The sequence below is a fragment of the Sphingobacterium paucimobilis HER1398 genome (assembly GCF_000416985.1).
GTDB classification, from domain to species: domain Bacteria; phylum Bacteroidota; class Bacteroidia; order Sphingobacteriales; family Sphingobacteriaceae; genus Sphingobacterium; species Sphingobacterium paucimobilis.
Genome location: NZ_ATDL01000014.1, coordinates 63379 through 77050 on the forward strand (window position 1 = coordinate 63379; position 13672 = coordinate 77050).

The window sequence follows — 13672 nt, forward strand, 5'->3', positions numbered from 1 at the left end:
GAACAGTGTAATTGTACATACTGTATGTTGGCGTGTCTAAAGCATTAACAAATTTTAAAATCATAATTGTAGATGATTAACATTACTCTCCCTGACGGTTCGGTGCGTCAGTATGAAAAAGGAACTACCGCTATGCAGGTGGCTCTATCTATCTCCGAAGGTTTAGCACGTAATGTATTAGCAGCAGAAGTCAATGGCGAAGTATGGGACGCGTCCCGTGCGATCGATTCGGATGCCGCTGTCAAGTTGCTGACTTGGAATGATGATAAGGGCAAGTCTACTTTTTGGCATTCTTCTGCGCACTTGTTGGCAGAAGCATTGGAAGAATTGTATCCAGGTATTAAGTTTGGTATTGGCCCTTCTATTGAGACGGGTTTTTACTATGATGTGGATTTTGGCGATCAGGTATTTTCTTCTGACGATTTTAAGCAGATTGAAGATAAAATGCTTGAATTGGCCAAGAAGAAAGAGGTGTTTGATAGAAGAAGTGTTTCTAAAGCCGAAGCATTGGCTTACTTCGAAGATAAAGGAGACGAGTATAAGCTGGACCTGATTAAAGATCTAGAGGATGGATCGATTACCTTTTATTCGCAAGGTAACTTTACCGATCTATGTCGAGGTCCACATATCCCGAATACTGGTTTTATCAAAGCTATTAAGTTGACCAATGTTGCCGGAGCCTACTGGCGTGGAGATGAAACAAGAAAACAGTTGACCCGTATTTACGGCGTTACTTTTCCTAAGGCATCGGAGCTTTCGGATTATCTCAAGTTTATTGAAGAGGCCAAGAAGAGGGATCACCGTAAGCTAGGTAAGGAGTTGGAGCTTTTTGCTTTCTCTGAAAAAGTGGGTATGGGATTGCCTTTATGGTTGCCAAAGGGAACAGCGTTAAGACAGAAGCTGACAGACTTTCTGCAAAGAGCACAGCTGAATTCGGGCTATGAGCCGGTAATGACCCCGCATATTGGACACAAACAGCTCTATATCACTTCAGGACATTACGAGAAATATGGAGCAGACTCTTTCCAACCGATAAAAACGCCAGTAGAGGGAGAAGAGTTCTTGTTAAAACCAATGAACTGTCCTCACCACTGTGAGATATATAAGACTAAGCCTCGTTCGTATAAGGAATTGCCGGTTCGTTTTTCAGAGTTCGGAACAGTATATCGCTATGAGCAATCAGGGGAGCTTCACGGTTTGACTCGTGTTCGTGGGTTTACGCAAGATGATGCCCATTTATTCTGTCGTCCTGATCAAGTGAAGGAAGAATTTAAGAAGGTTATCGACTTGGTTCTTTATGTATTTGGAGCATTGGGCTTTAATGAATATACAGCACAGGTTTCTTTACGTGATCCAGAAAATAAAACCAAATATATCGGTTCGGACGAAAACTGGGCTTTGGCTGAATCGGCTATCATTGAGGCTGCTGCGGAAAAAGGACTCCCAACTGTCGTGGAATACGGTGAAGCTGCGTTTTATGGTCCTAAACTGGATTTCATGGTTAAGGATGCATTGGGCCGTAAATGGCAATTGGGTACGATACAAGTTGACTATAACTTGCCAGAGCGTTTTGAATTGGAATACACAGGAAGCGATAACCAAAAACATCGCCCAGTGATGATTCACCGTGCGCCGTTTGGTTCTATGGAAAGGTTTGTAGCGGTATTGATTGAACACTGTGGTGGTCAGTTTCCGTTATGGCTTGCTCCTGAGCAGTTTATCGTCTTGCCGGTGTCAGAAAAATATGAAGATTATGCGCAAAAACTTTTGGAATCGCTAAATAATTCCGATATTCGCGGTCTAATCGATCTCCGTGACGAGAAAGTAGGACGTAAGATACGTGATGCTGAAGTTAAAAAATTGCCTTATATGCTTATTGTAGGGGAAAAGGAGATGGAAAGTGGCACAGTTTCTGTTCGTAAGCACGGGTCAGTGGACTTGGGTTCCATGACCTCTGATGAGTTTAGAGATTTATTAATAAAAGAAATAACCGTTTAAAAATTTAAACATTTGGCATTAAAAAGACCTAGTGGTCCTAGACCACCGATGAGGAAAAAAGAACCGGAGCACCGTATCAACGAATTCATACGTGTGCCTGAGGTACGTTTAGTTGGGGATAATGTTGAGCCAGGAGTATATCCTACGCGCAAAGCGTTAGAGCTGGCTGATGAATTGGAGCTAGATCTAGTTGAGATTTCTCCGAATGCTGTTCCTCCTGTTTGTAAAATTGTTGATTACAGCAAGTTTATTTATGAGCAGAAGAAAAAGCAAAAGGAAATCAAAGCGAATGCCAAACAAACAGTTATTAAGGAGATTCGTTTTGGACCTAATACAAGTGAACACGATTTTGACTTCAAATTAAAGCATGCTATGCGTTTTTTAGAGGCAGGAGAGAAAGTTCGTGCGTATGTACACTTTAAAGGGCGTGCTATTGTCTTTAAAGAGCAAGGAGAGATTTTATTGTTGAAATTTGCTCAGGCTTTAGAGGACTATGGTAAAGTAGAGTTGTTACCTAAATTGGAGGGTAAACGTATGTTCTTGACGTTGGCTCCAAAGGGTGCTAAGAAATAAAAGTATTCTAACAGATTGATATAAATATTAAGTATTATGCCAAAAGTAAAAACCAATTCCAGCGCTAAGAAACGTTTTAAAGTGACTGGAACAGGTAAAATTGCAAGAAAAAGCGCTTACAAAAGCCACATCTTGACTAAAAAGACTACTAAACAAAAACGTAATCTTACGCAAACAGCTTATGTTTCTGATGGAGACTTAGGTAATGTAAAACGTATGTTAGTTCTTGGGAAGTAATCCTTTCTTAACAAAAAAAACAATATTTTTTGACCGGGTATAGGGTTGTAAGCTTGCTGAAAAACGTAACACCTTTTACCAAATTAAATTTTAATAATTATGCCACGTTCGGTTAACGCAGTTGCTTCGAGAAGAAGAAGAAAAAGAATTTTGAAATTAGCTAAAGGCTATTTCGGTTCACGTAGCAAAGTATATACTATTGCTAAAAATACAGTAGAAAAAGGTTTACAGTACGCTTACCGCGACCGTAAAACCAAAAAACGCGAGTTCAGAGCTTTATGGATTCAGCGTATCAATGCAGGTGCCCGTCAGCACGGAATTTCTTATTCTAAGTTGATCGGTAAATTGAATGCTAAGAATATCGGATTGAACCGTAAGGTTTTAGCTGACTTAGCTATGAATAACCCTGATGCTTTCAAAGCAGTTATTGACGCTGTAAATTAATTTAGTTTTAAATCGCTGTCAATTTGTTAGATATTGAAAGGGACCCAATCGGGTTCCTTTTTCTTTTTTTAATGGTCTAGGTATACTTGCTATGTAGCGATCATTATCGTGATTTGGGACCTTTAAATTTTATAAACTGCGTTTTTGAAAGGGCGCAACTCTGGGATGAATGATTGTGCTATATAGGGTAGGGACTCGGTTATTTGGGCTTAATATGCTTATGAAGTAGAGTTAGGCTCGCACAAGAGGTAAGTGTGGAAAACTGCTTTGTTTTCCTTATCTTTAAGAAAGTTACCTTAAATCGTGTGTGATGGAAAGTGTTAAAATATCTTTGGCATTTATGCCTTGCGAAAAAGTTAATGCCAAAATCAAAGGCATAAAAGATATGCTCAAATCCTTGGTCGGTTGGTATTCTAGTTGTAATGCTACGGGACATATTACAATCTGTGAATTTGAGACCACCGAGGATCAATTGGAAGGCATAGTGGCGATATTGCGCGAAGAGTTGAACTATGAGCATGCGCAATACGTTTATTTCAACGACTATTCGGTCTTTCAAAACGGGGATAGTTATACCTACTATATTGCACCAACCGTGCAATCTCGATATTATTTTAATCAGCGTTCGGCAGTCGTCATCAATGCGCTGAAAGGAAAGTTTTCTTTACGTTCTATGTCTAAAGAACCGCACCTGTCTATTGGTCGACGCCTTGAGGAGAGTATGCTTAAAGAAGCAAAGAATAACCTTAAGCAGATTGACCTGGATTTTTTCTGCGATGCGGTGTTTGTGCGTGTATTCAATCCCGTTGTGAAACAGTACGATATATATACTAAAATCCCATTCGGAGGAAAAGTAAGAGAGGTATACCCTTCAGGACAATTAAGCTTTAATTTTTAGAAAAAAAAGCATCATTTTTTAAATGATGCTTTTTTGTAACGTATACTTTTATTTCTCTTTAGCCGGTTCGGTGTTAAACCTATTGATATCTTTGGCATTTTTTACTTTGCTCTTTAGTAAAGCTAGGTCGATTACTTCAGACATCTCCGATACATAATGAAACTGCATGTCTTTTATATAATCTTCTTTAATCTCCAGAATATCTTTCTTGTTCGATTTACAAAGAATAATTTCCTTGATATTAGCCCGTTTGGCGGCGAGTATCTTTTCTTTTATACCACCAACAGGGAGAACTTTGCCACGTAATGTGATTTCGCCTGTCATTGCTAACTTTTCTTTGACCTTACGCTGTGTGAACAAAGAGGTCAATGCGGTAAGCATGGTGATCCCCGCAGAGGGACCATCTTTTGGAGTAGCACCTGCAGGCACGTGTATGTTGACATCCCAATGGTCAAAAATGCGATAGTCGATTCCAAAATCTTCCGCATGGGAACGTAAGTAAGCCATAGCAATTGCGGCCGATTCTTTCATGACATCACCAAGGTTACCGGTTAGACTTAGTTTGCCTTTTCCTGGGCTGAGACTGGATTCTATAAAAAGAATATCGCCACCAACAGAGGTCCATGCTAATCCCGTCACGACTCCTGCAACTTCATTGTTTTCATATATGTCTTTGTCAAAAATTGGCGCTCCAAGAATCTCTTCAGCAACCTCTGCATTTACGTTGGCACTATGAGGTTTCTCCATAACAATCTTAGTCGCGATACCCCGAACCACTGAACCAATCTTTTTCTCTAAGCCACGGACACCAGATTCTCTGGTATATTCTTCAATAATTTTCTCAATGACTTTATTGTTTAATGTGACGTCCTTGTTTTGGAGGCCATGCATCTCCCGTTGTTTTGGAAGTAAGTGCTTTTTCGCAATTTCTATTTTTTCCTCTATGGTATAGCCATTTACTTCTATGATCTCCATACGGTCGAGTAGCGCCGGTTGAATGGTGCTTAAGGAGTTGGCTGTAGCGATAAACATGACCTTTGACAAATCATATTCCATTTCCACATAGTGGTCATAGAAATGCGTATTCTGTTCTGGATCTAGCACTTCTAATAGTGCGGAAGAAGGGTCTCCTTTAAAATCTGAACCTATTTTGTCAATTTCATCGAGTACAAAAACAGGGTTGGAGGTGCCGGCTTTTTTGAGGGACTGTATAATCCTTCCTGGCATAGCCCCGATGTAGGTCTTGCGGTGTCCTCTGATTTCTGCTTCATCTCTGACTCCGCCTAGGGCCATACGGGTGTACTTCCGTCCTAATGCTTTCGCTATAGATTTTCCTAAGGATGTTTTACCAACTCCTGGAGGACCTACAAGACAAAGTATAGGCGCTTTCATGTCATTTTTGAGCTTTAATACCGCAAGGTATTCTATGATGCGTTGTTTGACTTTCTCTAGTCCATAGTGGTCTTTGTCCAGTACTTTTGTAGCACGGTTTAGATCAAATTTATCTTTGGTGTATTCGCCCCAAGGGAGATCTAAAAGAAGTTCGAGGTAATTGAGCTGTACGGAGTAATCTGCAGCAGCTGGATTGATACGAGCTAATTTTTCGATTTCCTTAGCAAAATGTTGCTTTACATCTTCAGGCCACTTTTTACTTTTGGCCCGTTTCTTTAAATCTTCAATCTCTAGATCTGGGGTATTGCCCCCTAGCTCTTCCTGAATTGTCTTAAGCTGTTGATTCAAGAAATAGTCCCTTTGTTGCTTATCTAAGTCCACCCTAACTTTATTTTGAATCTGGTTTTTCAGTTCCAAAATTTGCACCTCACTAGTGAGGTGCTCCAAAAGTAATTTAGCCCGTTTGACAAAATCTTTTAGTTCTAATAACTCTTGCTTGGAGGGTAATTCCAATGCAAGGTTGGAAGAGATAAAGTTGACTAAGAATGTAGGACTTTCAATATTTTTAATCGCTATCCCTGCTTCTGATGGAAGGTTGGGAGAGAGTTGGATAATCTGTAAGGCGAGTTCTTTGATGGAGGAAATTAAAGCTTTAAATTCCTTGCTGCTGGTTTTCGGTTTTTCCTCGGCAAAGCGCTCGACTTTAGCTTTGATATAGGGCTCTGACTGCACAAGCTCTTGCAGTTTGAAACGTTGTTTGCCTTGGATAATGACGGTAGTATTCCCGTCTGGCATTTGCAATATTTTGATAATGCTTGCTACTGTACCGACTTTATGTAGCTGGTCAAAACCAGGGTCTTCGACGGACATGTCTTTTTGGGATACAACGCCAATTGTTTTATCTCCTTTGTAGGCCTCTTTGACGAGTTTAATGGATTTATCGCGGCCAACTGTGATTGGTATAACTACCCCTGGAAATAAAACGGTGTTACGTAGTGGAAGAATAGATAAAATCTCAGGTATATCTTCGTTTCGCATTTCGTCCTCATCCTGTGGGCTCAACAAAGGGAAGAATTCGGTGTCTTCACTTATAATTGGGATAGCTTGGTTGAAGTCGAATGTGTCAAATTTGCTCATATATTATTTTGTTTAAAATCCGACAACATGTCAGACTTTAGGTGTACTTTTTCCATTATGGATTACGAATGGTTATAGTGCAAGCTGAATGCCAAGAGTAAAAACTGGTATTATTTATGCTATAGTATAAGCGAAACCTGCTAAATCGTCACGTAAAGGATTGATTTATGACAGCGTTTTGATATTGCAAGTTATTGTAAAAATAAAAGAAATTGTAATATTGTGGAAATGTTTATAAGTATTTGTTGATGACTTAAACTTATTATGGCATTTTTACTCTAATACGTAAACTAGAAACTTTAAATCAAGGATATGAATATTAAAATTGCAAATAATCAATTGAAATCATTGAAGTTGGGTATGACAGCATTAGCCTTAGCTTTGACGACATTGACGGTTCAGGCACAGCAACAAGAACATAGTAATGCAAATGTGAGATTGGGACAGAAAGCACTGCTTGATGGTGATTTCAAAAGTGCAGTTTCCCATTTAGAGAAAGCGATGCCTACCGAATCTAAAGATCCTGATGTGATGTATCTATTGGGGTATTCTCAGTTTCAGTCTGGTGATTTTCAAAAGGCAGCTGCTTCTTTCAGTAAGGTTGTGACCTTGGATGCTAAGAATGCTAATGCGTATTATTATAAAGCTAAAGCTAACAATGCACTAGCAGAGAACAGTAAGCTTTCAAATGCAAAGAAAGAAGAATTGCTACAATCGGTATTAGCTGATTATTCAAAGGCTATAGCTATTAATGCGAATGATGCTAAATTGTATCAGAATAGAGCAGTAGCATATCGTGATTTGGGGATTTTGAAAGGAACAGCAGGAACTGAAAATTACAATAAGGCAGAAGCTACGGCTGCTTATAATAAAGCAATTGCAGATTACGAAAAAGTACTTTCGTACGATGCTGCCCGTAAGGATATTCAGACTGAGCTGAAGAAAGCAAAGGTCTATCGTGATAATCTGAAATAAGCTATTATCACCACAAAAAAAGGCTCCCTCTAAGGAGCCTTTTTTTGTGGCTAAGAACGTATCCTTTCGTATTTCTCTTCGATAAAACCGAGCGTGGTCTGCATCATTACAGATAGTTTTTGTTCGTCAATGTCGGCTAGTTTTTTAATGTAAATACAAGCTTTACCCATGGTAAATTTCCCAAGTCCTTCCAAGAGATGGACATGTTCTTCAGAGCCGGTATAGACATACAGTGAAAAAGCTGCTTTTCGTGGTGAAAAGCCTAATAATGGGGCTTGGCCTTCGTGTCCACTGGCATATCGGTAATGATATAAGCCAAATCCAATGATAGAAGAACCGAACATTTTGGCCTGTTCGCCTGTAATTTCTTGCATCATCTGAATGAGTCGATTGGTGTCTGCCACTTTTTGATGGTCCGTTATCGTATCGATAAAAAGAGTAATACTTTGATCGGTATAGACTGTTTTATTCTGGGGCATGAGGACGGTTTATGAATGTTTATACTTATCATGAAGCGCTTTCCCTTCTAAGATGAGTGGCTTTATTTTATCTAGTCTAGTTGCTTTTGTCTTTTCCTGTTTGGCCTCTGAAATATAGTTTTGATATTCTTTGCGTTTACCTGGTGTCAAGCGATCAAATGCTATTTTGAACGCGGCATCTTGGTTTAATGCTTCTTTGAGAATACCTTCGGGCTGTTGGGGGGCGATACGTTTTGGCTTTATTTCTTTCCCATCTTTGATTGTCTGTATGCTTTCTTGAATATAAGCAAGGATGTCTTGTTCATTCATTTCCTCCCGACTATTAAAACGCCATTGCCGCAGTGCCTTTGTTTTTCCCTCGGATGCGTTGATCAATACCTTTAATCTATCTTCTAAGAAAACACCGTTATAAAACCATAATGAAAAGAAATGCTTGAAACCTGCCCATCCAATTACATTTTTGCCTTGGTAGGTATACACATCGGTTCCCCATTTAAATTCTTTTTTAAGATTAGTCTTGACAATAAGTTGATTCATGAATTCTTCACAGTCTCTCCATGCAGCACGATGATTGTCCCATTGAGGGGCCTTTTTGTCTTGTAACAGTCGTATATTAAACTGTATGATATCAATCAGTAAATCTTTGGGCAAAGTTGCATTCAATGGGATTTGTATAGCACCTTTGCTGGTTTTGAAGGCTGTTAATCGTTCTGTGAAGGCTTCAATCGCTGTTGGTCCTGGATAGATTCCGATATGGTTCTTGAATTTTGCAAAATGTATGAGGTTGCCATGCCAACGGTAGGTTGGCATACCATAGTTAATCGTTTCCTTTGCATCGTCGGGTGCTGTGGACCGTATGAACTGTCTAAGGTTCTGTAGATCCTCTTGTGTATCGGGATCGAAGCTATTGATGTATTCGTCTATAGAAGAAAAAGTGGTCGACATACGGTTTTGTTTATCAATCCCTGAAACTTATGAAAACTATGCTTGTATTTCATAATCTAGTTTTTAGCTGGATCGGGTGCTGTTATTTGTCTTTTGCTAGTTGGAATATCTAGGGGATTAACTGGTTTTTTTCATAAAATCAAAAGCTCCAGTACGCAAGTTGATGCCATATTCTAAATAAGCTTTTAAACAAGCTAAGAAGTTTGCCCAACCTTCGGTCTGTCCTATTGCCTGTTGAATACCACTCTCACTGACCGGCATCTGTTGTTCTGTGATACGGACGACTGTACTATTGTTGGGGTAGGTCTCCAAATGGATCTCTACCAGCATTCCTTCGCTCCCGCCAGACCAATCGAAGGAAATGTATTCATTGTGTCTTATCTGTTTGCCCGTTACTGGAAATTGTCCATCAAATTCGGGAAATTTCCACTGAATGGTGATATCTGTTTCTAATGGTCCAGAGCCGTGTTCGATAAAATAATGATTCATCTGCGTAGGGTTGATGATGGCTTCAAAAACCTGATCTATGGGTTTTTGAATTTGAATCGAGGCCTTCGCCGAGAGTATCTTTTCCATTTGGGTTTCTTTTAAAGCAGTGTGTAATGGATTGAACTATTCCAATTGATAAAACAAAAATAGTGAAAATAGGTTTTCGGTTCTCTATATGAATAGCACAAAATCCCCCGCCATTATCCGTATAGGAATAGCAGGGGATTTTTATACGGAAGGATTAGTAGTTAATTGCTAATCCAACACCAAAGCCCATATCACTGTCGTAGTGAGTTCGGATGCCTAGATTTTTATGTACGATGTACCGTAGATCTACCATATATTCCTGGTCCGTATTCACCATAAATCCACCTCTAAGCCTTCTGGAGATAGGAATGTCGTCTCGCATAAGAGATAATCTGGTGATACCATCGTGGTATACTTCGGCCTGGAAGTTGATTAATAGTGGGAGCGTATACATGAATCCTAAACTGACAGCTGTATGGTTGTCTTTTTTATTAACCTGTCCAAACATGTTTTTTTCGTGGTTATCTTTTCCCATTTTACGGTAGCGCCAGTCGAATCCGATAAAAGGCATAAACCATTGCATTTTGCCAATATAGCGTCCAAGATGGGTTTCTACTTCATAACCGTGCATATCATTGTATCCTAGGCGCCATTCCGTTCCAAGGCTCCAACGGGCGTTTTGTATCATGGCTTCCCCATCATTACCGTTGGTAGCAAAATCATTCTGTACCATGAAATGAGTCATGTTGCTTTCTTTCTGAAGGACCTTGTATGCTTTTTCTTTGTCTGGTAGTAGAGGGTTCTTATAGTTTCCTACCTCAAATACACGATTCATTCCGGCCATCATATGGTATAAGATGTGACAGTGGAAAAACCAGTCACCCTCCCGATTGGCTTCGAATTCAATAACATTGGTCTCCATAGGCATAATATCCATGACATTCTTCATTGGAGCATAATCGCCCTGTCCATTGATAAGTCTAAAGTCAAAGCCGTGCAGGTGCATGGGGTGACGCATCATCGAGTTATTATACAATGTAATTCTTAAAATTTCGCCTTTTTTGACAGGGATTTTATCTGTCTCGGACATCACTCTGTTGTCCATACTCCATACGTAACGGTTCATATTTCCAGTTAGCTCAAACCGGAGTTCCCTCACGGGTGCATTAGTGGTGTCGAGTGTTGTTTTTTCGGTTGCTTTTAACATGGCATAATTCAAGGTGACCCTATCGGTGCTGTTGCCGTGATGATCATGCTCCTGATGTCCGTTCTGCTCAGAGGAAGATTTCATATTATGTTGCTCTCCAGTCACCTCAGGATACATTACCGCATTCATGTCCATTTTTTGTAGGCTCATCTGCATTCCCATGTCATGCATGTCACCATTCATCTTCATCATGTCATTCATCATTTTCATCCCCTCAAAGTATCGAAGCCTGGGTAATGGGGTATTTAATTGACGGATACCTTCTCCTATAAAAAGGGAGGCCGCTCCAGAGCGATCTTCCGCTGTTGCAGAGAGCTCATATGAAGTGTTCTCGGCGGGTATAGTGACTATGATATCGTATGTTTCGGATACACCGATTATCAAACGGTCGACTTCAACAGGCTGTACATCGTTACCATCATTGGCGACTACTGTTATTTTACCACCAGCATAGGTGAGCCAGAAGTAGGACGATGCTCCTCCATTGGCAATCCGCAATCGAACACGGTCCCCGGCTTTGAATTGTGCCAGTTGACTGGATTGCTGTCCATTGATAAGGAAGCTTTCATAATAAACATCGCTGACATCCATGGCTTCCATACGTTTCCACTCATTGGTGACTTTTGTTTTGAAATGACCTTCTTTTATAGCCTCGACATAACTCTGTACTGTGTTTTTCTTTATGCCAGGCCAGTCGTTGCTGGTATGTAGCATCCGCTGGACGACTTCGGGCTTTGTATTCGTCCACTCGCTAAGCATGACAGATACAGTCGGAATGTCGTCTATTCCTTTTCTGAAAGTAGGATCGTCTTTTCTCTTGTTGAATACCATGGATCCATACATGCCGATTTGCTCTTGTAGTCCAGAGTGGCTATGATACCAATAGGTGCCGTTTTGTATAACAGGGAAGCGGTAGGTATAGGTGGTGCCAGGGGGAATAGGCATCTGCGTCAGAAATGGGACACCATCTTCCCGGTTGGGAAGCCATACACCATGCCAATGTAGAGAACTGCTTTCTTTTAACTGGTTGTGCACAATAATCTCTGCGGTGTCTCCCTCCGTAAATGTTAATGTCGGTAAGGGAATTTGTCCGTTGGCTGCAATGGCTCTCTTCGGTATACCTCCGTAGGTGACAACCGTATCTTGCAGGTAGAGATGGTAGGTTACTGTACGCTGCGCCTGTACCGTGCCCAGTAGGCACAGTAACAGGAGTAGTATTATATTTATTTTTTTTAGCAACATAGTTCAGCTTAGTTTATTTTTTCTTTTACACTCCCACATGTCATCATTTTCGAACCATAGAATGGGTTTTTGATTTCTTCATTTAAACTTAGCCAATTTGCACCTTTGCCATTCTCAAACATAGGACAGTTTTGATAGTACACTGGGGATGCCAATGGGCTTGCTTTGACCATGGGGTACAATTTAGTTGATAAGGCCGCAAAATGCTTCCTTTGATCAGCAATGTTTGAACTGTTAACAATATTATTGGTCAATGCCGTGATTTCTTTCACCTGGTCCATCCAAATCTGATGGACTTTAGTGGAAAGTGTTGTCATTTTTAAACTTTCAATAGCCTGAAGCAATGATTTCGCTTGTGAGGTAGCTACTTTTGAATCTGAACTGACCAATGCATCTTTTAGGGAAAAATAAGTTCCCATGACGGTTTGAAAAGTATTTGATTCCGCTTTCTTTTCGTCGTTACTATGGTGCTGATGTCCCTGCTCATGTGTTTGATGGGAGTTTACCACAGCAATCTCTTTCCCTTTCAAGGTTCTTTCGTATTGGCAGCAACTATGTAGTTGGGTATAAGTCTCATCTGGGGCTAAGTACTTTTCATTGTCGTAGCCGGCCAAAGCTATACGTTTTAAAATAGCGTCACTGTTTGTCTTTTCGGCATCGTAAACGATGCTGGCACTTTGAGAGCCGGCATCCCATGTCACCTGTGCTTCTTTTTTCTTGCTTCCAGCTTTCTCAATGGTTGCCTTACACATATCACAATTGCCATTGACATGAAATGTTTCTGTCTTCGCATTTTTAACTTGTGCATATATATTGTTGGTCGTGATTAGTATGCTACAGATACTAATCCAGAAAATAATCGTTTTCATATGTAAATAATTTGTCTTTTAACGGTCATATGGAATATCCAAAGCATATTATGCACGATTTTATTACTGTTGGTGTGCATGCTGCTTCGCGGTCATTCGTCTTTGTATAGCCTGTACTACATGGATATTTCATATGTGTATAATTTATTTTTTATCTGTCATCCGCCAATTAATGGACATCATTGATTTCTGTGGTTTTGCAAGCAGGATTAATCCATCTAGAAATAATCTATTAATGGATATAACACCCGCTTATTGCTTAACCGCTTGTTGGCGAATTTGTTTGAATTTATCGGATTGATTTAGTTCTAAAAGCTAGAACCACAGCAGCGTGATACGTTCGGATAAGACATACCTATGGCTGTGCAGATATTAAATTAACCTATTTTTGGAAGAAGCCATATAGACGGAAAGCCCGGTGTCACACGGTTGTCGTTGGCATAGAAGGAAACCTTTCCATTGGGATTATTGCTCCATTGGTGGACCTTGGTCAAGGTAAAAAACAACTGAAATTTAATACTGCTCTGTTGACAGCTAGCGCCTTTACATTGGCCATCGCAGTGTTTGCCATAGTCCTGTTCGGAAGAAGTCTCCGTCTGGCAGCAATCGTGTGCTTTATCCTTGTGTCCTTGGTCACAGCAGGAAGGTGTGGTGTGTACAGGCTCATGTTGCTCACAAGCAGATACTGATTTGGTCAAGGTGAGTAGACCAAATAGTAAGGTGAAACATATGAACATATACTTTTTCATGCGTAAGGTAA

General features: G+C 40.2%; 13 protein-coding genes. 6 read left to right on the forward strand and 7 right to left on the reverse strand.

From position 1 onward, the window contains the following. The first annotated feature begins 72 nt into the window (after nt 1-72). The 5 genes from thrS to M472_RS31570 all read left to right on the forward strand — a co-directional run bounded on the left by thrS (nt 73) and on the right by M472_RS31570 (nt 4150). Entirely contained in the window at nt 73-1998 is a 1926-nt protein-coding gene (gene thrS / locus M472_RS31550) for a threonine--tRNA ligase (protein WP_021069887.1), read from the forward strand. A gap of 48 nt (nt 1999-2046) precedes the next feature. Then, nucleotides 2047-2571: a translation initiation factor IF-3 gene (gene infC / locus M472_RS31555; protein WP_021069888.1), complete on the forward strand. Its 525-nt coding sequence runs from the start codon at nt 2047-2049 to the stop codon at nt 2569-2571. 36 nt (nt 2572-2607) lie between these two features. Next, complete coding sequence (rpmI, locus tag M472_RS31560; RefSeq protein ID WP_021069889.1) at nt 2608-2808, forward strand: 50S ribosomal protein L35; 201 nt, start codon at nt 2608-2610, stop codon at nt 2806-2808. Nucleotides 2809-2907: 99 nt separating this feature from the next. Continuing rightward, complete coding sequence (gene rplT / locus M472_RS31565; RefSeq protein WP_021069890.1) at nt 2908-3252, forward strand: 50S ribosomal protein L20; 345 nt, start codon at nt 2908-2910, stop codon at nt 3250-3252. 310 nt (nt 3253-3562) lie between these two features. Continuing rightward, entirely contained in the window at nt 3563-4150 is a 588-nt protein-coding gene (locus tag M472_RS31570) for a 2'-5' RNA ligase family protein (RefSeq protein ID WP_021069891.1), read from the forward strand. A 48-nt stretch (nt 4151-4198) separates the two neighbouring features. Here the strand turns inward: M472_RS31570 and lon are convergent, their stop codons facing one another. Then, nucleotides 4199-6679 (reverse strand): endopeptidase La, encoded by a 2481-nt coding sequence (lon, locus tag M472_RS31575; RefSeq protein WP_021069892.1) that lies wholly within the window; start codon nt 6677-6679, stop codon nt 4199-4201. Between the two features lie 312 nt (nt 6680-6991). On the opposite strand from lon, the gene M472_RS31580 reads away from it, so the two are divergent. Further along, nucleotides 6992-7654: a CDC27 family protein gene (locus tag M472_RS31580; RefSeq protein ID WP_021069893.1), complete on the forward strand. Its 663-nt coding sequence runs from the start codon at nt 6992-6994 to the stop codon at nt 7652-7654. 50 nt (nt 7655-7704) lie between these two features. Here the strand turns inward: M472_RS31580 and M472_RS31585 are convergent, their stop codons facing one another. The 6 genes from M472_RS31585 to M472_RS31605 all read right to left on the reverse strand — a co-directional run bounded on the left by M472_RS31585 (nt 7705) and on the right by M472_RS31605 (nt 13661). Next, the gene (locus M472_RS31585; RefSeq protein ID WP_021069894.1) at nt 7705-8133 is read right to left on the reverse strand and encodes a DUF1801 domain-containing protein; all 429 of its coding nucleotides are present in this window, start codon (nt 8131-8133) and stop codon (nt 7705-7707) included. A 9-nt stretch (nt 8134-8142) separates the two neighbouring features. Then, a complete protein-coding gene (locus tag M472_RS45610) occupies nt 8143-9078 on the reverse strand; it encodes a DUF1801 domain-containing protein (protein ID WP_021069895.1) in 936 nt (311 codons plus the stop codon). Nucleotides 9079-9195: 117 nt separating this feature from the next. After that, the gene (locus tag M472_RS31590) at nt 9196-9654 is read right to left on the reverse strand and encodes an SRPBCC domain-containing protein (protein WP_021069896.1); all 459 of its coding nucleotides are present in this window, start codon (nt 9652-9654) and stop codon (nt 9196-9198) included. Nucleotides 9655-9808: 154 nt separating this feature from the next. Continuing rightward, the gene (locus M472_RS31595; protein WP_021069897.1) at nt 9809-12043 is read right to left on the reverse strand and encodes a multicopper oxidase domain-containing protein; all 2235 of its coding nucleotides are present in this window, start codon (nt 12041-12043) and stop codon (nt 9809-9811) included. A gap of 8 nt (nt 12044-12051) precedes the next feature. After that, on the reverse strand, nt 12052-12912 hold the full coding sequence (locus M472_RS31600) for a DUF3347 domain-containing protein (RefSeq protein WP_021069898.1): 861 nt from the start codon (nt 12910-12912) through the stop codon (nt 12052-12054). Between the two features lie 377 nt (nt 12913-13289). Next, nucleotides 13290-13661 carry a hypothetical protein gene (locus M472_RS31605; protein WP_021069899.1) on the reverse strand — a complete coding sequence of 124 codons (372 nt, stop codon included), beginning with the start codon at nt 13659-13661 and terminating at the stop codon, nt 13290-13292. Nucleotides 13662-13672 lie beyond the last annotated feature (11 nt).